The following is a 24,692-nucleotide window of genomic DNA, read 5'->3' on the forward strand; positions in this document are numbered from 1 at the left end:
ACGCTTGACATTTAAAGCACATAAGGGTGGTCTATCTTTTGCTACACTATCGCCTTAAAGAGTATAAATCGCACAAGATGAAAGCCCCTGAGGCCCATCTCGACATCGCAGATTAATTTTAGCGTTCTACAGGTGAGTATATGAAAAGAGTCCTGGTTGTTGATGACGAAGAGGATATGCTCTGGATGCTCCAGAGAAACCTCAACAAGGGAATGACCGATGTTGAAATCCTCGCAGCCAAATCCGGAGAAGAAGCCCTGGCAGTTCTCAGCGATAAACCCATTAACCTTGTGATCACTGATATCAATATGCCGGGCATCAGCGGTCTTGACCTGCTTGTCGAGATAAACAATAAGTTCCCGGATACAGGCGTGATTATCATGACTGCATATCCCTCAAACGCCTATGAAAACCAGGCAATGACGAGCGGGAGTCTGCGTTTTATCGAAAAGCCCTTCGATATAAAGGACGTGCGGACCATCGTTGAGAATATATTGAGCCGTGGTGACAGGTTCCAGGGCACCCTCGACGGTATCGATCTCATTGATATCGTGCAACTCAATGGCCTGTCTCGGGCAACGGCTGCTCTTAAGGTCAGCACCAGTGACAGGGAGGGCATGATATATTTCAAAGAGGGTACCGTAGTCCATGCCATATGTGGAGATGCCACTGGTGAAGATGCTTTTTTTACCATTCTTGGTTTCAACGGGGGCTCACTGCAGAATATCAACGGCGTACAGCCTCCGATGGTAACGATAGAAAAAAGTATTGAAGCCCTCCTTTTCAAGGCTGCCGTCCAGAGTGACGAGAAGTACAGCCGGAACGACACCGTCGCAGACCAGTTAGCAGAAGCCGAAGAACTTGTAGCCCTGCGGCTCGGTGAGACCTTTGCAACAGGCCAGCAGGAGGTAATCTTTGAAGCAGAAGAAGAGAGTTCCGCTGCGCCAGTAGATTCAACAGAAGAAAATACAATAGAAGATGAATTAACTACAATAACTGAGGATTTTGAAATGACAGCGATTCAGAGTATTTTGGCAGAGTTCACCAACATTGAAGGCGTCCATACAGCATGTCTTGTTGGACGGGACGGTTTTTTGCTCGACAGCCTTGCAAGAGCGGGTATTGACGCTGAAATGATTGGTGCAATTGCCTCCTCGGGTTTTGGATCCGCTGAATCCATGGGGAATCAGTTGGGTCAGGGTGACCTGAAAATGACCATGTTTGAATTCGAGAACGGACCGGTCATGTTTGCTCCCGTGGGCGAAGATGCATTTTTAGTCATCGTGGCCGATCAGGAAACGAATCTCGGCTGGATCAGGATCAGTATCAAGAAGAATTCAGCAAAGATACGAGAAGCAGCATCTCTTTAATACGCCAATCTCAACATCCTCATGGGCCGAGCTGACCGCCGGCCCAGATTGTCCTATACTTACAGATAATTCTCTTCCAGATAGCCACTAAACCGGGCGAACTCCACTTCATATTTTGTTATCAGTTTTCTTGCCTTGCCAAGCCATTCTTCCCTGGTCGTCATCAGAAAAACAAAAAAGGGCTGCCCGTCCACATGACGAATGATAAAGTGGTATTTGCTGGTTGTAATTAAAATATCGTCAACAACCTCATCATCTGCCAGGAGATTTATTGCCTTTGCGTTTGATTTGACTATAGATGCAAGATAGGCAGCAGCAACAGCTGGCTCAATATCATCTCTTCGACTTATCTCGGCAATGGACATTCCATCTTCCACAGTCACGACTGCGGCCGCAAGTATGCCCGGAAGCTCCCCTGAGAGCTGAACAATGAGGCTTTGAAGTTGTTTAATCATTTACATTCCTGCATGGTAGTTAAAGTAGTTATAATGACTGTTAAAGACGTGGTAAAAGCAGTATACCATCTGAAAAGTGTAATATGAAATCATTTGTACATAATAGTGTCGTGACTCATAAAGTCAGGCAAAACAATCACAAACCAATAAAAAGACGGGAAAAAGCATGAGAGTAATCGTCCAAAGAGTGAGTCGCGCCCAGGTCAGCGTCGAGGGCCAGGTCATCGGCGCAATACAACGAGGGCTCCTTGTTTTTGTTGGTATTCGCAAAGAAGACACAGAAAAAGATCTGCAATGGCTCGCAGATAAAATCATACATTTGCGGATTTTTGAGGATACGGAAGGAAAAATGAACAAATCCCTTGCAGACATTGAGGGTGAAATGCTTATAATCTCACAATTCACGCTATACGGAGATTGTCGTAAAGGCCGCAGGCCCGGATTCTCAAATGCGGCACCTCCGCTCCATGCTGAACCATTGTACCAGCAGTTTATTACAGAAATAAAAACCAAGGGGATAAAGGTTGCCACCGGAGTATTTCAGGCAGACATGCAGGTTGAGCTTATCAATGATGGACCTGTCACCCTTCTCCTTGACTCAGAAAAAACAATATAACGTTGTATCCATATTAAATGGATACAGCCTACAATCAGAGTTGGTACCTGCAGTATCTAAAACACCACCAATTAACAGGACAAGGATTTTTTCATGACATTTTCCCAAGGATCGACCTATTCCGGCTTCACCCTCAAGAACCACAGATATATTCAAGAGATTGATTCAGATGTATACCTTTTTGAGCATCAACTTCTGCACTGCCCGCTTCTGGCAATAAAAAACAGTGACAGCAACAAAACCTTTTCTGCTGCATTTAATACCATTCCAACCGATTCTACCGGAGTTGCCCACATCCTTGAACACTCTGTCTTAATGGGATCAAAAAAATATCCCATTAAAGATGTCTTTGGAGAAATTAATAAAGGCGGCCTGACAACCTTTTTAAACGCCATGACCGGCGGAGATATCACCTACTACCCTTTTGCCACAAGAAATTTAAAAGAATATTTCAACATCATGGATGTTTACTGCGATGTTGTCTTCAACCCGCTGCTCGAACGAGCGACCTTTGAACAGGAAGGCTGGCATTACCACCAGGAATCAGAAGACCTGCCTCTGGAATACCAGGGTGTGGTGTACAATGAGATGAAAGGTGCCTTCTCGGATCCTATCCGTTACATCTTCCACCATGTCTACGCAGGTCTCATGCCAGGGTCGACCTACGCCCATGAATCCGGCGGAGATCCACAGAATATCCCCGACCTCAGCTACGAAGATTTTTGTGCCTTTCACCAGAACCACTACCATCCCTCCAACGGCATGTTCTTTGTTTATGGTGACGCCCCGCTGGAAGAGGAACTGGAGTTTCTCCAGTCTAAATTTTTTTCCAGTTACGACAAAAGTGTACCCAAGGCAACCATTGTTGAAGGCAGCCAGCCGACAGAACCGGTCTTTATCACCGAAAGTTATGCTGTCGATTCCAGCGACCTGAAGGAAAAAACCTTCCTGGCTGTGGGCACAAATATCTCCACGGTAGCCGAACGCGAAGAAAATACAGCCTTCCAGATTATCGCAAACATTCTCTTTAACTCCGACGCGTCTCCTTTGAAAAACGCCATCGTCTCAAGTGGCCTGTGCAAAGATTTTGGCGGTATCTACCTCTCAACATCCTCGTACAGGACCGTGATGCTCACCTACCTAGTGGGCAGTGAGGCGGAACACCGGGACCGTTTTTTAGAACTGTACAACGATTCGCTCAAAGAAATGGTGAATAACGGCCTTGATCATGAGCTGGTCCTCTCGGAGCTCAATAAATTTGAATTCAGTTTCAGAGAAGAGTCCTCCAAAGCCCAGCGTGGTCTTGACCTTATTGGCAAGGCCATGACGGGTCTCAAATACGAGACAGACCCACTGCAATTTCTCACCTCGGAAGAGCTCATTGCCTCTCTTCGCCACAAGGCGTTACATGAAGGATATTTTGAAGAGTTAATCAAAAAATATCTCCTCGATAATCCTTCAAAGGTGACGGTCACCTTAACGCCAGATCCGCAAAAGCAAAAAATGAACCTGGATAAAGAGCAGGAAAAACTCAACCAGGCAGACCTTGCTGCAAGCCCGGAAGAACGACAGGCCAGAATCGACCGAACCCGGGAGTTGATGAAGCAGCAGCTGCAACCCAACAGCATCGAAACTCTCTCTCTACTGCCCCAGCTTTCACTGGATGATCTGACAAGCGACCTTGCCTTCCACGCCGTTGAACCGACAGAAATGTTCAACCAGCAGGTACTTGTGAGCGAGTTACCAACAAACCATATCAGCTATATCGATATCGGCTTTGACATCTCACATCTCCCCCCTGAAAACCTGCCCCTTCTCGATCTTTTCGGTACCATTATAACCGAGATTGGAACCAAGAGACTGAACTACCAACAGTTTGCCAAAGAGGTCGCCACCTGCACCGGCTCTCTCTCCTACTCCCTGACCAGCTATACCAGAAAAGACAATGGCAATACCACCCAGCCGGTTTTCTGGGTCCATCTCAAGTGTCTGCCCGACTACCTTGAAAGGGCTCTGGCGCTGGTTTCAGAAATCTTTTCCTCTGTCTCTTTTGCAAATAGAGGTCGTATCCGGGAAATTGTAGGGCGGGAATTTGCCTGGGCGGAACACTCCGTTCAGAGTGAAGGGTACTCACTGCCAGCAGCCAGAGTCTTTGCCCATCTCAGCGATGCAGGCACCTACAATGAACTGTTCAGCGGTGTGACAGCCTATCAGGCCCTCAAAGATCTGGCGCTGAATTACCAGAAAAAAGAAGATGCTTTCCTGGCAAGCCTTGAACAAACCGCAACGCTTCTTTTTAACAAAAAAAATCTCATTCTCGCCAATACGGCTGACGCAAAAGAAATTGAACAATTTTCAAAAGTTGGACACTGCATTGTCGACAGTCTCGGCAACCAGAATCTGAAACGAAATGGGGTCCCGACCCTTGACATCAAGAGACACGAAGCCTTCATTACAGCGGCAGAGGTGGTCTTCGCTGTTCAAGGCGGCAACCTCTTTAAGAATGGAGCTGGTTATAACGGCCATTTTGAAGTACTGAAAACCTACCTGAGCCGAGATTACCTCTGGAACACCGTCCGGCAAATGGGTGGCGCCTATGGTTGTTTTATTCAATTTGGTCAGATAAGCGGCAACCTTGCCTTTATCAGTTATCGAGACCCACAGGTGAAGAAAACCTACGACGCCTACAACGCAGTACCTGAAGTCGTCGCCAAACTCGACTTACCCACCAAGGTGATGGAACAGCTTATTATCGGTACCTACGGTAATTTTGATCCACTCCAGAGTACGGCAGCAAAAGGTGCCACAGCAAGAAATGATTATCTTAATGGCATCACCCCTGCATTCAAAGCACAACGGGTTCAGGAAATTATTGCCACAAGCCCTGCTGACTTGCGTTCATTTGCTGATAATTTTGCCCAAATGACTCCTTTGAGCAACAAAGCAATCATTGGAAATCGTAAAAAAATAGAAAAAGATGCCGAACTCTTCGAGGCTTTTATCGAACTATAGCCTGGATTATTCATCAATACAGTTTTGCGCAGGTCAAGACACAAGCCATGAAGCAGGTAAGGTAGACTCCGGTAGCAAATTACTACAAGTGGCTTGTAACACTTCACCTGCGGAAATATGTATTGACCCGAAGGGTGAACTTTTGATCTGAAACGAAAAAAACACTGTCTTCTGCGATAATCGATTTCTAAAAATGAAATCATGTGGTCAAATTTAAAATCACAATGACCATGAGATATCCGGGACCGGTCGTCCCTTGAGTTTCCCTTGAGGTAATATCCCGGTTCTATGGCTTGCTTGCAGGCGTAGAACCGGGGATATTTACAATCAACTTCAGGTCACCTTAACTCAACCGGGCTGCAACTCCTCCCCTGCCAGGCCGTGCACTGTCAGTTGAGGAAAAGGAATTTCCCAGCTGTTTATAGTGCAACACTCAACACACCACTTCTGAATGGACCGCTCCAACCGCTTGCTGATATCAGCCAAACTCCCACTGAAATCTGCAAGAATGATCAAATCAAGAGACGAGGCATTGGCCTGCATAAACTCAACCCGCAAATTCAGACATTTATTATGATAGCCTTCCTCTTCCAGCCGCAAAGTTATATATTTTTGCAGCACCTCAGGAATCTCGGAAGTGACCTCACTCTGCAGGCTATAACTGAGACCAAAAATAACCCTGACCCGAAAATTACGGGAAAGATTGGCGGGGCTTGCCTCAAGAAAAGTCTGAGTCGGATAGACAATCCGCTTGCCTCCGCGTTCCACCACCTCAACCTGCTCATGGGATAAACTGACAACCTTGGCACGGGACGCATCACCCACCACAACCCAGTCCCCCTTCTTGCAGGGAAACCATGGTTCTTCCGGGTGCCACGGACGCGAGACCATGCCTATGAGATTTTCTATCGGAACCCGAAGTTCAACATCTAAAGATGGATTGACCAGTTTGCAAAAAACATTGATAGAAGCGACCCGCCATGCCACGCCATGCATGAGAAGACGCTCATTTTCCCGAACGGAACCGACATTGAGCATCAATCTCGCCTGTTGCCATAAACGCGGCAAACCCTGACGGATTGTCCAGGCAAGACCAAGAAAGAAAATGATTGCCATGCTCAGCAGAAACCAGTCTTCCGCAAGATACAAGACAAAAAACATACCAACTATCGCAAAGACCACAGACAGGACCTGGAAGATGAGATAGAACAAACGAATCTGTACGGAACGTTCTTCCTGCTGTCCGGCAAATCTAACAGAGAATGCCACCACAAGGCGATACAAGATCCTGAACGCCAACAAAACAGCAAGAAAGGTCAAGGCGGCTACCACCAGATAGAGCCCTCGATTTTTAAAAAACGATCTCAGCGACTTTTGTGAAGACTCAACCAGTGACACCTCCTGACCTTCAAGCTGTTGCAGTTCGCTTCTTGTCAACTCCAGTTTTTTCTGCAAACGTTTTTCAATATTGAACCATTCCGGCTGCAATGCCTTTATCTGATTTTGCACCCGCTTGTCAGCCGTTTCATCTGCAGTCTGCTGCAGATGAGAAACCGCCTGCGTTGCCGTTGCTGTCAAGAGTTCGAGATCGGCTATCTCATCTTTTAGGTCGGTTTTTTTTCTGGCCCGGACGGTGAAGCGTTTCAACTCCTTGATTGCGGGTTCAAGTAAACTTGCCAGCTCATCTTTCCAGCTGAAGATCTCGGCCTTTTTCTCGGCAAATAAGGCCGACTCCACTCCTGTGGCAATTCGCTCAAAATCATTTTTGGCCTCTGATAACTGATTGTCGAGTTGATGTATCTTCTTTTCAAGGTCACTTTTTTCAGACTCAGAGGTACTGTCCTGCAATTTTTGCTGTGAAAGTTCTATCTGCTCCGTGATACTTTTCTGCAGCTCCAGGAGCGAAGTAAGCATCTCCGCCGTTCCCTCCGACATCTCAGCTTCAAACGGCTCTGCCACAGGTACTGTCTCCTGTCCGAACAACGGGGTCCTGGCAGGAAGAATGCAGAGAAAAAGGACAAGAATACAAGTAACAGCAGATCTGATTTTAAACATAAGAGATAGAAATTGAAATTTATCTACAAACCGCTCTTTTACAGCAGTTCCTTCAGAGAATACGCAAGAAGTCGGCCATATAAATCACACAGCATCTTGAAACATCACCATCATTTTTTCCTGCATCTTCCCGGTTACTTCATCTCGACTGTGGCCGTTGCGCAACCTCTCCCCAAGCAACCGACCGGCCTCTACAGCCACATCCATATCCTCCGGCTGCCTGATAACATCGGGAATAATATCTTCAGTTATTTTTACATCAGGGCCATGCATCATAAGAGGAATAGCGACCTGGCAGGTTTCCCTGTGACCACAGCTATAGCAGGCGGTGACATTCATGGTAGAATAGTAGTCAGGAGCCTCAAAGACAATAGGCATCTGCTTCCAAAATTTTTTCTCTGAGCAGAGCCAGATCATCATCCACTGTACAAATATTATCTTTGACACAACCCAGGCAGGTCGATACAACCCGAAACAGCCTTGCCCCTGAGCGATACGACTTCATAGTCAATACCGGTATTTTTCAGTACCGTAGTAGCAAGAGTGTGAACACCTGACGGGCTTTCTTTTCTTGGGCGGCCTGATATTCCCAGAATTTTCAGACATACTCCCTGCCGTTAAAAATCATAGTTGAATACAAACAAATCCACGTCCATATAGTAGTCTCTTTATCACAATATTTCACGCATACTTCCTTATCTGGTATTTCATCCATGGACACCAGAATAATTATGAGTAAACAGTTCGGTGGCCTGTCAATTTTCATCTCCTAAAGGCCTCGTATTGAAATATTAACGATGCGGGTGTATATGAAAGACAACAAGGAACAGATCCCTGAATTACAAAAAAACAAGCAGTGAAGACCACTCATACAGAAACAACAAAGAACCCCAAACATGCAGATAATCATATACGGCGGCACTGACCTTGGTTACATGATAGCATCCCGATTGTACACCAGCCATGACATAACTATCATTGATGAAAAAGACCGTCTTCCGGAAAAATACACCAACCTCGATATAACCCATGTTTCTGGCAGTGGTGCTGATATTGCCACCCTTGAAAAAGCCAACAGTGGAAAAAACAATCTTTTTATTGCCTGCTCTCTCAATGACGAAGCAAACATTGTCGCCTGCTGGACGATCAAAAAAATTACCGACATTAAAACCGTCTGTTTTGTCAGCAAAGTAGAAATCTATAATAATCTCAATTCTGCTCTGCACCTCCGTTATCAGAGTAAGTACGACATCGACACCATCATCTGGCCTGAACAGTTACTGACCCAGGAGATATTTCGTATCATCCTGGTGCCCGAGGCCCTGGATGTCGAATATTTCGATGAAGGTCAGGCAAAGCTTTTTGAGTATCGCATCAAGGAAGAATCCCCCCTCTGCAATAAAAGGATAATGGATTACGGGTTCCCTCCGGGCGTCCTTATTGTTGGTATAACCCGAAAAGGTATCCTGTCGATCCCCATGGGTACCTCGGAGATTATTCTGGACGACAAGGTTATATTCATGGGCAGGGGAAAGGCTCTGGATCTCCTTGCCGCCACCCTTTTTGACAAAATAAATCAGATAAAAACTGCAGCGGTAATCGGTGGCGGCAATGTGGGGTATTTCCTTACCGAACAAATGGAGCAGGCCAAGATCAAGGTGAAGATTATTGAGCTTGATCAAAATCGCTGTAATTTCCTTGCGGACAACCTTAAGAAAAGCCTCGTTCTGCAGGGAGACGGTACAAATCTGGAACTTTTGGAAGAAGAGTCCATTGGCAGCATGGATGTTGTGGTCTGCGTGACCAGTAATGATGAAAAAAACCTTCTCTGCTCTCTGCTGGCCAAACAACTCGGAGCAAAACGAATAATCACCAGAACAAGTAACGAACGTAACGCAGACCTGTTTGAAAGGGTTGGGGTCGACGTCGTTGTCTCCCCAAAAGAATCAGCGATGAAAGAACTGCTCAATGTCATGCAGGCCCAGGACGTTGATCTTCTGGCTCTGGTCGCAGGGGGCCAGGGGGAAGTGCTGCGCATTAATGTACCAGAGACCTTTACGGACACAAAGGTTATGAACCTGAATCTCCCCAAGTCGGCCATCATTGGTGTTATCAAGCGGGGAAAAGGTATAATCATTCCCAACGGCAGCACAACTGTTTGTGCCAATGACCAGTTGCAAATCTTTACCATCACGGAAAAGACCAAATCAATTCAGGCCGTGTTCAAATAATGAAAACAAATATGGTAGCCAATGCACTCGGCCTCATCCTCATGGGTTTTGGAGTTATTCTCCTCTCCCCTATTCTCGTTGCCCTGCTCGAAGAGGAATATAGCTCTATTCTACCTTTTTGCATTGCCTCTTTTGCGGCAATTTCATTTGGCGTTTTCCTTCAGTGGCGAGGAGGCTGGAACCGGAATTTCGATAAGATTAAACGTTCGGACGGGTTCCTTGTGGTCACACTCACCTGGCTGACAACAGGGGCAGTGGGAGCGATTCCCTACCTTTTTTACGGACTGAGCCCACTTGATGCCTATTTCGAATCCATCTCCGGGATTACAACCACTGGAGCAACAATTCTTAAGGATTTTTCTCTTTACCCCAAAGATTTTTTCTTCTGGAGAAGCCTCACCCAATGGCTTGGAGGAATGGGAATTATCGTGCTTTTTGTCGCCATTCTCCCCCAATTCGCCGTCGCAGGTCGTCAGATGTTTTTTGCCGAGGCTCCCGGACCAACCGACGAAAAAATGACCCCGCGGATTGCCCACACAGCAAAGGCACTCTGGTTGATTTATATCCTCTTAACCATCATTGAAATTGCCGCCCTCCGCCTGGCAGGCCTCTCGTTTTTTGACGCTGTATGTAACGCTTTAACCACTATGGCTGCGGGTGGTTTTTCACCTCACCCCCAATCCATAATGGGCTACGGGAACTCCATGGTAACCTGGATCGTTACGGCATTTATGTTTCTTGCCGGCAGCAACTTTGCCCTGCAGTACCGCTTCATGGTACAGATGAAACCTGGCTCACTTTTTAAAAGTGAAGAATTTCAACTCTACACCGCAATCATCTTCGCACTGAGCAGTGTACTCTGTGGGATGCTCTATTTTTCCCATAACCTGTCGTTTGCCGACAGTCTGCGGGACAGTTTCTTTCAGGTTGTCTCCATCATTACCACAGCGGGCTTTTCATCTGCCGACTTTGCCTTGTGGCTTGTACCGGCCCAGGCTATTCTTATTGCGGTTATGCTTGTGGGAGGATGTGCGGGTTCTGCCGGTGGAGGCGTGAAGGTGGTGCGCGTTCTTTTTATGGGTAAGTTTCTCAAACGGGAAATATCGCAGGTCCTGCACCCACAAGCAATCTTACCGATAAAAATCGATAAAACAACGGTTCCCGATGACACCCAAAGGCAGATCTTAGGGTTTCTGCTCTTTTATCTCGTTCTCATGATTTTTTCGGCACTGATCGTCACGATAATTGAAGGTGATGCCTCAATTGGGTTTATCGGAACGGCTGCAACCATAGGTAACATTGGCCCTGGCTTTGGAGAGATCGGCCCGATGGGGACCTTTGGTTATCTCGCAATCCCGACCAAGATTATTTTCATTATAGACATGGTTGTCGGCAGGCTTGAATTCATTCCATTTCTCGCAATGCTCCACCCCGATTTCTGGGCTTCAAGGTAAGTGGAGGAATAAACAGCAAATGTTGTGGCTGGTGAAAGAACGAACTGTTTCTGCAACCTCACCAGCCAGGCATGATCTGATTCAATGGGGTTATCTGCAAAACAGTTTGCCGGCAAGCCCCATAACACCTTCTACTCCACCAAGGGAATCAAGGAGTGAGCCTCCACTACTTCCTTTATCCATAATTTGTGGCAGTGCTTCTGAAAGTCCGCCCGCAGCTTCTTCCGTACTCAACCCAAGTTTAGAGGCAAATTCTGCAATCCTGTCGGAGCCGAGAACAGAGCTGATCTGGTAACTTTACCAGAAAAAAAGTCAGGAGAATATCCTTTATGTATCTCAAGAGTTACAACGGTGACACAGGTTCATGAAATCATCCCAATACAGTATTTCCAGCCCGCTTCCTACTGTAACCGCATTTTTTGCAATGGCCTTTCCCAGCAGGGCAACAGGAATTCCCCGATATTTACGCAGCCTACCCAATAGCAGAGGCTGTACCTTGGGTCAGAGAGTAAGTGTGATCGCCTGAGAAAGACCATACCTGTTGACTGGCCTGACTACCGGGCCTTTTCCATAAGCTGCTCATTGAGACGGAGAAGCTTCACATCATTTCCCGCCATGCTTTTAGATTTCAAACAAAACTGTACCGTTTTCGCGTACTGCTTTTCCCCATACTTAATCTCTGCCAGGGTGTACCAGTAGTAGCCATTTTTCGGTTCAATTCGAAGGGCCCGCTCCATCATGAGTTCCGCCTGGCTATAGTTTTTCTGATCCATAAAAGCTCTGGCTTTTCGATAGAATGGTGCGGCAGGTCCGGAGTAGGCATCTTTGCCAGGCTCTGGTCGGATGATCTCTCTTTCCGGTATAACCGGTTCCTGAGTACCCTGAGGAACCTGAGTGCCCTGAGGAGTGGATGGTGGAGTATATACCGGAATAACGGATCGGCCTCCACAGCCATAAAGAAAGAAGAGCAGAAAAAGAAGGAGAACACACTGTCCCCCGTGCCTTGCAAAGGTTAGCCGGTTAACGGATTGTGTCATGATATTGTGTCCATATGTGATGTAAGATGGTCTTGAAAGATAACCCAAACAATGTGTCCTCTCCTACTCAATTTTTCCTTACTTGAAAATTCTGTTAATGGAATCAAAAATGCCTCTTGCTTTATGTTCAATCGTCTGCAGACCAGATGGTGATGTTTTCCTTACAGCAGGTCTTGGCTCTGTACCACGAATAAAGGGTAAGACGGTGGAAACCGCCCCCTGTTGCTCAGGCGAACTTCTGTTTTGTATAGCAACTTTTAACCAGACAACATCCGAGGATAAGGGTTGGGGGGAGCCTGGTTCAACTTCCAACTTCTGCATGATATCACCCCAGATTTTGAGGGCTCCTGAACTTCCTGTGAAAGGTGTCGGTGAATTATCATCCTTTCCCATCCAGACGACAGCACTAAAGGAGTTGGAGAAACCGGCAAACCAACTGTCGCGCAATCCATCCGTGGTTCCTGTTTTACCGGCAAAGAAACTGCCAGGATCAAAAGGGTAGCTCTTGGCAGTCCCTTCGGAAACGACCCGTGACAGGCCATGGTTCAACAACTCCATAACCGCAGGAGGAAAGCGCTGCTCAATCTCAAGACCATATCTGGTCACAAGCTCGCCATCCTGGGTGCTCACACTCTGAATAGAGCGCAGAGGCTGATAAAAACCGCCGGAAGCAATAGTTTGATACATCTGGCTCACCTGCAGAGGTGACATCTCAACTGCTCCAAGCAGGAGCGATGGATAGCTGGCAACAGATTCCGGATAGCCAAGATTTTGTATAGTTTTTATAACCTTCTCAAGGCCAACTTCCATGCCCAGCCTCACTGTGGCAAGGTTATAGGATTTTGCCAGCGCAGTATAAAGCGGTACCACACCATGTTCTTTTTTGTCGTAGTTTTGAGGAGCCCAGTCACTGTCTCCATTTTTCAGGCCTTCGACACTATCAAGAATGGGAGAAGCAAGGGTATATCCCTCCTGCAGAGCGGTCAAAAACACGGCGGGTTTGACAAGAGAGCCAATCGGACGACTGGCATCAAGTGCCCTGTTGAAACTTCCTGCAGACCCGTCGATGCCACCAGCAAGCCCGAGAACTTCTCCGGTCTCTCTTTGGGTTATCACGACGGCAGCCTGGACGTCCCGGGCACCAGACTGTTGTTCAAGACTTTTTATCCTCTGCTGCATACGCTCTTCTATCAGCCATTGAACCTGAGGGTTGAGATTGGTCAGTATTCTCAGACCATTGGTCTGCAGATCTTCTTTTCGATACTCCTTTTGCAGCTGAAAACGGACCAGATCAAGATAAGCCGGAAAACGGTTGAAGCCGTTTTTCTGTTCACTGTCTCCCCCCAACGGTTCGGCCACAGCCTTTGTATAACCCTCTTTTGAAATGATATTTTCATCGTACATGACCCGGAGAACAACATCACGCCTGGCCTTGCAACGATCCGGGTATTTTCTGGGATTTAAATAGGACGCTCCCTTGACCATGCCGATGAGTGTTGCCAATTGGGCAGTCGAAAGTTCACCCAGATCGGTTCTGAAATAAAACTGACTGGCAAGACCAAAGCCATGTATTGCCCTCGCCCCATCCTGACCGAGAAAAACCTCGTTGATATAAGTGGCCATGATTTCATCCTTGGAGTAGTGATAGTCCAGAATGAGTGCCATGAGCGCTTCACTGATCTTTCTTTGAAGCGTCCGTTGTTGATCGAGATACAGATTTTTCACCAGCTGCTGGGTCAGGGTCGATCCCCCCTGCACGGTCTTTCCTGCCCGAAGATTTGCCACAAGAGCCCGGACAATGGCCGAAGGTGATATGCCATGGTGGTCTTGAAAATCCCGATCTTCCACGGCAATTAAGCCCTGTTTAAGCAGTTCAGGAATTTCGGCGGTCTGCAGCACAAGCCTGTCTTCATGCACCTGGGGATGAAAACTGCCAATTCTCGCGGGATCGAGTCGAACAAAGTCGAGCTCCTCACCCTTGTCACGCCCTTGTAAACCGCTAAGAGTACCATTTTTGATGGTGAGATGAAAAGAAACAGATTCTTCAAAACCGCTCGCAAAATGAAAGCCCCGAGTGACAATATCAAAATCATTATTCTCACGGGAATACCCGCCACTGGCCGTAACGGGAGTCTCTTTCCTGTAATCGGCCAGCTGAAGCTCCTTTTCCAGAAGGTCCGCCGTAATTTTCAGAGATGGATAAATCTCAAGAGGCCGGGCGTAAACAATAGCGGGAAGCTCCCATTTTCTTCCGTTAAATTTCTCCTGAACCTCCATACTTAGCCGTTCAAAGTAACCAAACGAGAAATAACTGACGCCAATGGCTGCGGCAAGTCCAAATAACAATAGTACTTTTAAATATGATCCTTGTTTCATCAGCTGATATGTCCTGAAAGATTATACTGTCTGCAAAAATCCCAATCAAACCTGTAAAACACCTGGCTTGACAAAATACCCAGGCCCAACCTTAGCTCGAAAAAACAGACTTGCACAACTTATTTTCGCCACTTTCTGGACCTGACAATCCTCATCTGTGCAGGCGATGGTTTGGTTTAGCAATATAATTAACACAGTTCTTCTGCCTATAGCCAGCCGAGCAACTGCCACCAGAGATAATCCAGTGGAATAAGGAGTACAAGGGTTGCCAAGGCCAGAGACAAGCAAATTTTAAATCCCTCAAAAATTGGCACTCCAGCCAGCTGCATACCCAGCAGCAACGGTGGCACCTGATACGGGAAGACAGGTTGGGAGAAACCAATTACCTGGGCCATTAACACCGCTTTTACTGAAAAACCGGTGGCAGCAGCAAGCTCCCCTGCAAAAGGCGTAAGCACAGCCGGAATTCCGGGCTGGGTGGTAAATATTCCTGTTACGAGGGAAAGGCCAGCCAGATAAAGATAATTTAAAAAAGGTGTTCCGCTGTCAAAGGGCAGCATGTTGATACACTGTTTGGCCAGTATACTGCCAAGACCGGTGGAGTTAATCATCTGCCCAAGGCCGAGTATCCCAGCAATGTAAAAGAGGGAGCCAAAGTTGATTTTTTGCTGAAACAGTTGGGTATTGACAATGCCCACGACCGGCAGAAGCACGATACATGCCCCCACCATTGCAACCCATGCAGGGGAGATATGGTGCAGAAAATCGAAGATCCAGAAAGCCAGCATAATGCCGAGAATAACTGACAGAGTTGTTTCACTTCTGCTCATTATTCCTGCTTGAGATTCTATCCCATGACTGGTCCCAGTAAGAGTGTCCGGAAACAGAATAAGGATAAGGCCCCAGAGGATAAACGATTTGGCAATGCCCAATACCGGAAAATGAAGCAGCAGGTATTCGCCGTAAAGCGGTGTATACTGGTACAATGTTTCGCTCAGACCAGACAGCACCATATTAGGAACATTTGCTGGCAGGATGGCAAAACCCGGCAAAAAACAACCGAGTACCACCGCTGCAATAACGCCGACATAACCCTTTCTGTCTTTGTGTAAACCAAACTGTTCAGCAACGGTTACAGCAATAGGTACAAGCAACACCACGCGACCAAGTGCCGAAGGCATCAGCAGGCCTGAGACAGCACTGCTGAAAACCAGTCCTCCAATGAGCCCGGCATACCCCCGGTTCAGGCGGGTAGTCACCTGGGTTGCAATCCTCTTACCAAGCCCGGTTGCATTGATACCGACCCCGAGAATCATGCCGCCTAAAATAAGCCAGAAGGCTCCGGAAGAAAAACCGGAGAAAATGACATTTGCCGGAGCAATCTTAAATAATACTGCTCCGGTAAAAAATATCAGGGCAGTCAGATACTCTGCAACAAAACCCGTCGCCCAGAACGAGAGGATAACAAGGGTAAAGGCCGCCGCCCTGCCAGCAGCCGGAGTAAAAAGAGATGGAGGGGAGAGCGCCAGCCACAATGCCAGACATACGGCAGAGATAACCCCGATAGATTTCACAGATATTTTCATAATAAGTCCGGCAGCAAAAGATCGACTCCTCTCCCATTTTTCAATCTAAAATGCCTGTTTTAAAACAGAAAGATTTCCATCAACATCAGTTACCTGCGATTGCCTGAAAAACAGTGGAAAAATCTTCATCTCCATTGCCGGCTTGTCTGGATTTCAAATACAGATTGTTTGCAGCCGCTGCTGTAAACAGGGGCTGGCCAAATTTGTCACCAAGCTCCAAGGCAAGCCGCATATCCTTTTGCATGTGTTTGAGCGGGAATGCCGGGGTGAAATTGCCGCTGGCCATTTGTGGTCCTTTTAAACGAAACATTGGATTATCAATGGCTCCCTGGGTCAAAACGTCAAGAATGTCTGCCATCCCCAGGCCAGCCTTATCCCCAAGGGTGAGTCCTTCGGCAAAAGCCGTCATCATCGTTCCCATGATCATATTGATAACAAGCTTCATCTCCGCCCCCTGCCCTGGTTTGTCAAAGTAGAAAGATTTTTTGCCCATAAGATCCAGAGCGGGTTTTGCTTCATGAAAAAGAGATTCATCACCACTGCAGAGGAAGACCAGGGTGCCATCTTCGGCAGGTTTTTTGCTACCCGAAACCGGTGCCTCGAGAAACCGGCCACCTTCGGCATTCACCGCTCTGGCAATCTCCAATGATGTCGTCGGATCAACTGTTGAGATATCGACGTAGGCCTTGCCGGGAACAATTCCTTCCAGAACCCCGCCTTCACCAAAAAAAAGAGCCGCAGCTGCTGCCGGATCGGACACCATGGCAAAAGTGATATCGCAATCAGCCACAACCTCAGCGGGGCTGTTACCGATGCGCGCCCCCAACGCAGCGAGAGGTGCGCATTTCTCCGTTGTCCGGTTCCAGACTGTGACCTCCAGCCCGCCTGCAAGAAGATTTGCTGCCATGGCCTTTCCCATAATTCCAAGTCCTAAAAATCCATATCGTGTCATCTCTCTCTCCTGCAAAAAGAAGTTAAAGTTAATATACTTTTTTACAAACATATGTTGTCAAGTTCCATTACATGGATAAACTCAACCAGAATCAGGTCTTGCTCCATCCCTGGAAAAGAGCATCAACAAGACCTGAAATTACGTACAGATATGATATATAGTAATTCAGGGAGAAATAAAAACATCATGAAGAAAATAACTCTATTGCTTGCCATAACAATTTGTAGCTCACTCGGCTGGAAGCTAGGTGATTCCTTTGGAATAATGACCGCATACTGGATGAGCTTTTCAGGAAGCTTAATAGGTGTGGTTTTGGGCTGCTTTATCAACAGAAAATACCTGGATTATTGAGAGAAATTGCAGGGAGAATATGATGCAAGCAGCTCCAGAATTTTTCCATCAGCACCCTTATGAAATCTTTATCCCCGCAGGAACGACGAAAATTATTGTCGGAACCCTACCACCCCCACGCTTTTCTCTTGGCCGACTGAAAGAAAAAGATGTGAATTTTTGCTACGGAAGCTGCGATGGTATGCTTTGGCCAGTTCTGGATACGATTTTCAACCTTTCACTCCACTATGATAATTCAGAAGGTGCGGTCAATGAGCGTAAAACTTTTTTACGCCACGAGCGCCTGGGTATTTGTGATATTGTGGAGTCATGCAAACGAAAAAAAATTGATGCCTCTGACCTTGGTATGTATGACATCACCTTGCGAGATATCCTGTTGCAACTGGAAAAACATCAGGATCTCACAACCATAATTTTCACCGGTGGTAACTCTAAAAATGGCCCGGAGTATTTTTTTCGACAACAACTCAGAGCACAAAACCTCTCCCTCAAGCCTCACAACAATGACATTCCACGAAAACACACCTTTTATTATGCGGGAAAAGAGATAAAGACCATCGCCCTCACCTCACCATCCAACGCGGCCAACAGAGCCATCGGCAGTACTGCTCACTACAAAAAACAAAAGGCCGCTAATCCCGCCTATACCACCTTTGATTTCCGCGTAGAGCAATATAAAAAAGTATTTATCCCCTAATGTATAGGATGCTACACAAAAAAGGCCACCCTCATCCTAGGGCGGCCTCTTACTACTTTTTGCCATTAAACCTGACGTTTTTTAATGACTGCGCTATACCAATTGCAAGCCAGCCTTTACTTATTCAGGAGCAGGAGCTGTCATCTCATGGATCTTACCCCTGGTTTTATCTATGAGCTCAGCTGAACCTTCTTTGGTTTTATCCCAGGCTTTTTTACTTGTTTCGGCAGCACTTTCAGCTGCTTCACCAGAAACTTCGGCTGTTTTTTCTGCAAGTTCTTCACTTTTGCTCTTGGTCTTCGACCAAACTTCAGCACTTTTTTCCTTTATTTCCTCGTAGGATTTCCCCGTAGCATCTTTGGTTTTATCCCAACTCTCTTCTGTCGCTTCACCCACCGCTTTAGCCGCCTCAGAAATCTCTTTTCCCGCCTCACTCCATTTTCCTGGCTGCTCTACCGCTGGTGTTTCAACGCCTGTTGCTGCCTCACTCGCATTGGTGACCTGTGTTGAGCCTGCTGAATCTCCTGGATCAGCCGCATATGCATGGACACCGAGAAACAGAAAAAAGAATAAGGAAAATGCAGTCAAAACAAGCTTATTTTTTTGAGAATACATGTCTCCCCCTTCTACAGAAATGAACTGAATTATCTTAATGGAGGTGCATATTGCAGCCCCCCCTGATTCCAGAGGTTGTTGAGGCCTCTCTCAATCTTCAACGAAGAAGCCTGTCCCAGATTTCGCTCAAAAACCTCTCCATAATTACCAACCTGACGAATTATCTCTGCGGCCCAGTCATCATCAAGACCTATACCATTGCCGTGATTTCCCTCAAGCCCAAAGAATCTTTTAATAACCAGACTGTTACTGATTTTCATTTCTTCGACATTATTCATGGTAACTCCAAGCTCTTCACCGTTTATCATGGCAAACAGAGTCCACCGAACAATATTGAACCATACATCATCCCCCTGACGGACCACCGGCCCCAAAGGTTCTTTAGCGATTTCTTCAGTCAGAATTTCAGATGACCGGGTCGAAGCCATCTCCTTTTGTATCCCATACAGCCTTGATTTTTTGAGGGAAATAATATCGCAGGCTCCACCGAAACCTTTAATGGCCAGATCCCATGATTCATATGGCACAGGTTTGAAATCCATAAAATTACGCTCAGAATAATCCATTAACCGAGCAGCTTCATCGGAATCGACGGCAACACAGACTCTCGCCTTTTTTAAACCCTTCACCTCTTGGGCACCAAGTCTGTTCATGACCAGAAACCCCTGAGCATCGTAGTAGCTGACACCGACAAAATGTACGGATAGGGCTGAATCCCTGCTAAAGGTCCATTCCGCCTGCCGTGAAAGGAGGTCGACTTTACCCGAGAGCAGCGCGGTATATGCTTCACCTGAGGCAAGAGGGAGGAGCTCCACCTTCGATGCATCTCCAAGGGTTGCCACGGCCACAGCCCTGCAGAAATCAACATCAAACCCAGACCAGTGCCCTTTGGAATCGACGGTAGAAAAACCGGGAACCCCGGTTGACACACCACACTGGAGATAGCCTCTTTTTATAATTTCTTCCCTGGTATAGCCATGTGCCAAAGAGACCACAGACACCGTCAACAGCAGAGACAGCATCCAGATTTTTATTTTCATAACATTATGTTATACATGTTTTTATTATTGACAAACATTCTTTCAAATCACAGGAATAACCATACCAGCACTCTGCATAATTGTCCATTGAAAGGCGGTATGATCCGCCATTATCAAGCCGACTCCCTGGAGACGGTTTTACATGGCCCGGAGAACGGTTTACTGCTAAGATGGCCCTTGGTTTGTGGAGTGCTCCACATATATTTTCGCATCCACCATGTATACCGTGATCCCTTGGGTGTATGGGCCACTGATCCCGTGTATCAGCAAAATAACTCAAAAAACCGTGCCAAATAATACTTAGATTGGCGAATAATAACATAAAATGAAGCGGTGGCTTTATAGTCCTCCTTTCTCTTTTAAGCTCAACTTCAACAGGCGCAAAACTGTGCAAAAACAACAATCACACTCAGCAAGGTACAGTGCGGCAAAAATACTCGCTTCCCTTGAAAAAAATCATACCCCCGTCAAGGCAATCTTCGACCGTGTCGTGAAACAGTTTTCACTTCCGCCAAATGAGCGGAACCTCACCATGCAACTGGTTTACGGGGTTTTACGACAGCAACAGTATCTCGACAGACTGCTTGGCCTTCTCTCGAAGACGCCCATAAAAAAAATGGACCCGTTCATTCATCAGGCCCTGGCGGTGGGGCTGTACCAGATTTTTTTCCTCAGCCGTATCCCTGAGTCTGCTGCGGTAAATGAAGCGGTCGAGAGCTGCAAGACGGCAAAAATCCACAAACGTCTCCATGGTTTTGTCAATGGAATCCTGCGCCAGGCGATTCGAACCAAAGAGGAGCTACAGCAAAAAGCCCAAAAAGACAACAAAGGCCGCGAGATCCTCAACCATCCCCAGTGGCTGGTTGAGCGATGGACAAAGCATTTTGGTAACGAAGCGACAAAGACATTGTGTAAAAACAATAATGTAGAACCGATCCTGAGTCTCAGAATCAACACAACCCGCATCACCAAGAGCGACTACTTAAACCTTCTGCAGCAGCAGGGCATCCCGGCAGAGGCTGGCGCTTTTGCAAAAGATGCCGTAATTCTAAAGGATTTTTCAGGTCCCCTCACAACCCTGCCGGGGTATGAGGAAGGCTACTTTCAGGTACAGGATGAAGCGGCTCAACTTGCAACCGGCCTCCTGGCCCCTTTTACAATCAACGGCAGATATCTGGATGGATGTGCCGGGCTTGGTGGAAAAACCTCCCATATTTTGCAGGAAACCTTTAATCTGCAAGCCGAAGTCCATGCGGTCGACCCGGAACCATATCGCCTGGAAAAGCTGAGAGAAAATATAGCTCGATTATATTTGAATCCGCCTCTTACGGTCCACCAGAAAAATCTTCAGGATTTTAGTGTAGAGAATTCCCAGCTGTTTGACGGAATACTCATCGATGCACCATGCTCGGGAACGGGTGTTATCGGCAGGCATCCTGATATCCGCTGGAACAGAAGACCGGAAGACCTGGAGCACTATCGCAATGAACAGCAGACTCTGCTTACCCATGCGGCAACGCTTATAAAAGATGGAGGCATCCTTGTCTACGCCACCTGCTCGCTTGAGCCTGAAGAAAATTCTGAGGTGATAGATAATTTCCTTGCAAGCCATCCGCAATTTGAACTGACGGACTGCACAGAGATGCTCCCGGAACCTGCTCGTATTTTCGTTAGAAACGGTTTTTTTCAGCCCCTGCCGGCACCTTCTATTGATGGCTTTTTTGCAGCACGGCTTATGAAAAAACAGGGCATACAGGGTAAGCGGTAAAACTGTTGAAAAGCATGGCACATGCACAGGTTTTCTTTGCCAAGGATAGTGACCTGTTGTACAGTCTCTGCAACTTTGAGACGAATTACCCATGCATTTACAAAATATTCAATGTTAAGATAATTACCAAAATAACCTCAATAATTTAAATCACCCACGGGAACTGATATGGCAGAAATAAAAAGTACAATGGAAATGGTATTGGAACGCGCAGCCAGGATGGCTGAAGCGGCTCCTGATGTGAGCGATAACGATGATCTGCTGAAAGAAGGGATGAAGCTTGCTGCGGAATACCTGAAAGACAAAGAAACCGATCTTCAAGCGTCATTGGGTGCCTATGGTGCAAAAGATCAGATTGATGTGAAAAAAGGCATGGCAAAGACTCTGCTCCGCAACATTGTCCTTCCCCGGGATGAAGAACTGCAGCTCTCAGGTCAGAACGCCCTGCAGGGAATACTGACTCTTTCCCAGAACAACCACGAAATCCAGACCATTTGCCAGGAACTTGGCCAGATTCTTAACCAGTATGGCCAGCACAAAGAGCAGAGCACCCAGCAACTGCAGGAAGCTATAAAGGCACAACTCCAGCAACAGCAAATGGCCAGAGGCATGGAAGCAGATGATGTCAATCCTGCCATGCATCCCAAATACAACGAAGAACTGACAAGAATGTTAATGAATTTAAACAATCAGTATAACGACGCCATGAACCAGCGTAAAGAAATGATTCTGCAACTTTTCTAGTACCTTACAAATTGAGTTCTTGATTTTTTTGCAAGAAATCAATCTGTCTCAAGGTACTTCCCCCGGCTTGCTTCTCGTTGACCGGGGTGAGCAAATATCACACAAGGCAGTACAACATCTACAACAAGGTGACAGTTTCCCACCTGGAATATGAAGATATGGATTACCAGAAACGCTTAGCCCGACTCCAGAAAAAACTGGATCGAAAGAAATTAGACGCAATTCTCATCAGCCAACCTGAAAATCGTCGATATCTCAGTGGCTACACAGGAGGCGATCATGGCATTGCCGAGACATCCGGAGTACTCCTTGCTTTACGCAAAGGACGAACATTTCTCCTCACCGATTTTCGTTTCAAACTCCAGGCGGAAAAAGAGACATCAGGGGTCGAGGTGATGCTGTATCCGAAAGGACTTCTGGAACTGCTGGGCCGGTTATTACCTGATCTTGGTGTCAGAAAACTTGGATTCGAATCTCACTATACCCTGCACAGCACTGCAGTAGAGCTGAAAGCGCAACTTTCTCAAAAAAAGATCGCCCTTTCACCCCAGAGCGGCCTGATTGAAGCCATGCGAATTATTAAAGATGAAGATGAGATTGCAGCTATTAAACAGTCCGTCCGACTGAATGAAAAGGTCTTTGAAGAGGTCTACTCCTCTTTTGCTGACTACAAGAGTGAAATCGAAGTAGCCATCGCCATAGAAACCGCCATGCGCAGATATGGTGCAGAGCGGCCAAGCTTTGCTACTATTGTCGCCACCGGACCAAATGGTGCACTGCCCCACGCTGTCCCCGGCGTCGACAAAATTCAAAAAAACAAGAGTCTGACCATTGACATGGGTCTTATCCTGGATGGCTACTGCTCTGATATGACAAGAAACTTTGTTCCGGGCAAAGCAACAAAACGGTACACTAAACTCCACCGACTTGTGCGTAAAGCCCAACTGGCTGGAATGGCCGGAATCAGAGCCGGCATCCGGAGTTGTGAGGCCGACAAATGTGCCAGATCTGTCATTGCCGAGGCAGGCTACGGTAAGTACTTCGGCCACTCACTGGGCCACGGGGTCGGTCTTGCGGTGCATGAAGGACCTTCGCTCTCAGGGCGGAGCAAGAAAAAGCTGAAAGCGGGTATGATTGTCACTGTGGAACCGGGGATCTATATCCCGGGCTGGGGCGGTATACGGCTTGAAAATATGGGTGTCGTCCGTGAAGATGGTTTTGAAAACTTCAACACGAACAGCACCTGGCTCGACATTTAAGAACAGACAATTTTTTGTTTTATGATAAAAAATTAATCCGTATCAAGGTACTTATCTCAGCGTTAAACGTTACCGAGGAAAGTACTTTCATTGCGAAAAACTGCGTTTATGTGGGATGTAAAATCCTGCACTTTTGTAAAAGGATATAAGATCATGCGACAAATAGTAATTGATGAGCTCTCTCCCATGGAGCTGGACAATATCGACTCGTACCTCAAAAGAAGCCTCAAACAGGGTCCGATGATCGGCCTATACTGGCTCCAACTCCCTCCTGACCTGCTTTCCGAGGCACAACAAGGCCATGAGGAACATGGGCCATTTTATCTGGCGGTCGAAGTCACCCGCGATGGGGTCAAATTTGAACTTCTCGTTCGCAGTCAGACAAACCTCCATTGCAGCTGCATTGCCCACGCAAGTCCCGCCCAACGGCAGTTTGTTCTCGACTTCATGGACAAAATGCTCACAGAAGAGATGATCAGGGCCTAATTTCTTATCCTGTCCAGCAACGAAAGGCGGACCTTGATTGGGGCCCGCCTTTTTTGTTTTCAATTTTCGTTCTCTTTTCAATATTAGTTTATTTTCAAGATGATACATCAGAATAGAGGGGAGTTAAAACCGAAAACCCGTCTGTATTACACTTGATGAAGAAACCGATCTTCAAAAGCATCCCAGACAAAAAATAGTTGTTGGCGATAATAACGTTCACTCTATTACCTATAGAGCATCATGCCGTGGCCTCTTGCAGCTATCTCCTTTGAAGTGGAGCAACTTTTTATAGCGTAATGAAACAACGAAAATAGATCAAAACAACGGCACCCGATTCATCAATCGCCACACTAAAAACCCTTTATCCTCCCCTCCCTCAGCCTGCTCCTCGCCCTTTTGCCATAACCATCTCTTGCACCCAGAAAAGGCCCCAGCTTTTAGGACCACTGGATAAGTTATGAAAGTATGCATAGTTTCTCAAACAAACCAGCAAGGAGAAATTATGAAAAAGCAAAGAAGAAAACATACAGCAGCATTCAAAGCACGGGTGGCTCTCGAAGCGATTAAAGGTCTCAAAACTATGAGTGA

20 protein-coding genes are annotated in these 24,692 nt (G+C 46.8%); 10 read left to right on the forward strand and 10 right to left on the reverse strand.

What is annotated here, in order from left to right:
• Positions 1-140: 140 nt before the first annotated feature.
• Positions 141-1,370, forward strand: a complete 1,230-nt coding sequence (locus tag FCL48_RS14050) for a response regulator (RefSeq protein ID WP_136872921.1) — start codon at positions 141-143, stop codon at positions 1,368-1,370.
• Positions 1,371-1,429: 59 nt separating this feature from the next.
• Here the strand turns inward: FCL48_RS14050 and FCL48_RS14055 are convergent, their stop codons facing one another.
• Positions 1,430-1,825: a hypothetical protein gene (locus FCL48_RS14055; protein WP_136872922.1), complete on the reverse strand. Its 396-nt coding sequence runs from the start codon at positions 1,823-1,825 to the stop codon at positions 1,430-1,432.
• A 166-nt stretch (positions 1,826-1,991) separates the two neighbouring features.
• On the opposite strand from FCL48_RS14055, the gene dtd reads away from it, so the two are divergent.
• Positions 1,992-2,441, forward strand: a complete 450-nt coding sequence (dtd, locus tag FCL48_RS14060) for a D-aminoacyl-tRNA deacylase (protein WP_136872923.1) — start codon at positions 1,992-1,994, stop codon at positions 2,439-2,441.
• Positions 2,442-2,534: 93 nt separating this feature from the next.
• On the forward strand, positions 2,535-5,453 hold the full coding sequence (locus FCL48_RS14065) for an insulinase family protein (RefSeq protein ID WP_136872924.1): 2,919 nt from the start codon (positions 2,535-2,537) through the stop codon (positions 5,451-5,453).
• Positions 5,454-5,801: 348 nt separating this feature from the next.
• Here the strand turns inward: FCL48_RS14065 and FCL48_RS14070 are convergent, their stop codons facing one another.
• Entirely contained in the window at positions 5,802-7,412 is a 1,611-nt protein-coding gene (locus FCL48_RS14070) for a mechanosensitive ion channel (RefSeq protein ID WP_169309226.1), read from the reverse strand.
• A gap of 180 nt (positions 7,413-7,592) precedes the next feature.
• Positions 7,593-7,886: a hypothetical protein gene (locus tag FCL48_RS25215; RefSeq protein ID WP_205747719.1), complete on the reverse strand. Its 294-nt coding sequence runs from the start codon at positions 7,884-7,886 to the stop codon at positions 7,593-7,595.
• Positions 7,887-8,404: 518 nt separating this feature from the next.
• Here FCL48_RS25215 and trkA point away from each other — a divergent pair.
• A complete protein-coding gene (gene trkA / locus FCL48_RS14080; RefSeq protein ID WP_136872926.1) occupies positions 8,405-9,739 on the forward strand; it encodes a Trk system potassium transporter TrkA in 1,335 nt (444 codons plus the stop codon).
• The gene (locus tag FCL48_RS14085; protein ID WP_136872927.1) at positions 9,739-11,193 is read left to right on the forward strand and encodes a TrkH family potassium uptake protein; all 1,455 of its coding nucleotides are present in this window, start codon (positions 9,739-9,741) and stop codon (positions 11,191-11,193) included. The genes trkA and FCL48_RS14085 overlap by 1 nt, the downstream gene beginning before the upstream one ends.
• A gap of 90 nt (positions 11,194-11,283) precedes the next feature.
• Here the strand turns inward: FCL48_RS14085 and FCL48_RS25670 are convergent, their stop codons facing one another.
• The 5 genes from FCL48_RS25670 to FCL48_RS14110 all read right to left on the reverse strand — a co-directional run bounded on the left by FCL48_RS25670 (position 11,284) and on the right by FCL48_RS14110 (position 17,144).
• Positions 11,284-11,481 carry a YidB family protein gene (locus FCL48_RS25670; protein ID WP_136872928.1) on the reverse strand — a complete coding sequence of 66 codons (198 nt, stop codon included), beginning with the start codon at positions 11,479-11,481 and terminating at the stop codon, positions 11,284-11,286.
• Between the two features lie 266 nt (positions 11,482-11,747).
• A complete protein-coding gene (locus tag FCL48_RS14095; protein ID WP_136872929.1) occupies positions 11,748-12,230 on the reverse strand; it encodes a c-type cytochrome biogenesis protein in 483 nt (160 codons plus the stop codon).
• 78 nt (positions 12,231-12,308) lie between these two features.
• Positions 12,309-14,606 carry a penicillin-binding protein 1B gene (gene mrcB / locus FCL48_RS14100; protein WP_136872930.1) on the reverse strand — a complete coding sequence of 766 codons (2,298 nt, stop codon included), beginning with the start codon at positions 14,604-14,606 and terminating at the stop codon, positions 12,309-12,311.
• A 206-nt stretch (positions 14,607-14,812) separates the two neighbouring features.
• The gene (locus FCL48_RS14105) at positions 14,813-16,192 is read right to left on the reverse strand and encodes an SLC13 family permease (RefSeq protein ID WP_136872931.1); all 1,380 of its coding nucleotides are present in this window, start codon (positions 16,190-16,192) and stop codon (positions 14,813-14,815) included.
• 85 nt (positions 16,193-16,277) lie between these two features.
• Positions 16,278-17,144 carry an NAD(P)-dependent oxidoreductase gene (locus FCL48_RS14110; protein WP_136872932.1) on the reverse strand — a complete coding sequence of 289 codons (867 nt, stop codon included), beginning with the start codon at positions 17,142-17,144 and terminating at the stop codon, positions 16,278-16,280.
• A gap of 370 nt (positions 17,145-17,514) precedes the next feature.
• On the opposite strand from FCL48_RS14110, the gene FCL48_RS14115 reads away from it, so the two are divergent.
• Positions 17,515-18,192 carry a hypothetical protein gene (locus FCL48_RS14115; RefSeq protein WP_205747720.1) on the forward strand — a complete coding sequence of 226 codons (678 nt, stop codon included), beginning with the start codon at positions 17,515-17,517 and terminating at the stop codon, positions 18,190-18,192.
• A 120-nt stretch (positions 18,193-18,312) separates the two neighbouring features.
• Here the strand turns inward: FCL48_RS14115 and FCL48_RS14120 are convergent, their stop codons facing one another.
• Both FCL48_RS14120 and FCL48_RS14125 read right to left on the reverse strand, forming a co-directional pair.
• Entirely contained in the window at positions 18,313-18,807 is a 495-nt protein-coding gene (locus FCL48_RS14120) for a hypothetical protein (RefSeq protein ID WP_136872933.1), read from the reverse strand.
• 29 nt (positions 18,808-18,836) lie between these two features.
• On the reverse strand, positions 18,837-19,847 hold the full coding sequence (locus FCL48_RS14125) for an amino acid ABC transporter substrate-binding protein (protein ID WP_136872934.1): 1,011 nt from the start codon (positions 19,845-19,847) through the stop codon (positions 18,837-18,839).
• A gap of 388 nt (positions 19,848-20,235) precedes the next feature.
• On the opposite strand from FCL48_RS14125, the gene rsmB reads away from it, so the two are divergent.
• The 4 genes from rsmB (at position 20,236) to FCL48_RS14145 (ending at position 24,104) form a co-directional block, all read left to right on the forward strand.
• Complete coding sequence (gene rsmB / locus FCL48_RS14130) at positions 20,236-21,615, forward strand: 16S rRNA (cytosine(967)-C(5))-methyltransferase RsmB (RefSeq protein ID WP_169309227.1); 1,380 nt, start codon at positions 20,236-20,238, stop codon at positions 21,613-21,615.
• A 168-nt stretch (positions 21,616-21,783) separates the two neighbouring features.
• The gene (locus tag FCL48_RS14135; RefSeq protein WP_136872936.1) at positions 21,784-22,359 is read left to right on the forward strand and encodes a hypothetical protein; all 576 of its coding nucleotides are present in this window, start codon (positions 21,784-21,786) and stop codon (positions 22,357-22,359) included.
• Between the two features lie 86 nt (positions 22,360-22,445).
• A complete protein-coding gene (locus FCL48_RS14140; protein ID WP_240744848.1) occupies positions 22,446-23,618 on the forward strand; it encodes a Xaa-Pro peptidase family protein in 1,173 nt (390 codons plus the stop codon).
• 153 nt (positions 23,619-23,771) lie between these two features.
• Positions 23,772-24,104: a hypothetical protein gene (locus tag FCL48_RS14145; protein WP_136872937.1), complete on the forward strand. Its 333-nt coding sequence runs from the start codon at positions 23,772-23,774 to the stop codon at positions 24,102-24,104.
• The last annotated feature ends 588 nt before the right edge of the window (positions 24,105-24,692 follow it).

The sequence above is a fragment of the Desulforhopalus sp. IMCC35007 genome, assembly GCF_005116575.1.
In the GTDB taxonomy this organism is placed as follows: Bacteria; Desulfobacterota; Desulfobulbia; order Desulfobulbales; family Desulfocapsaceae; genus Desulforhopalus_A.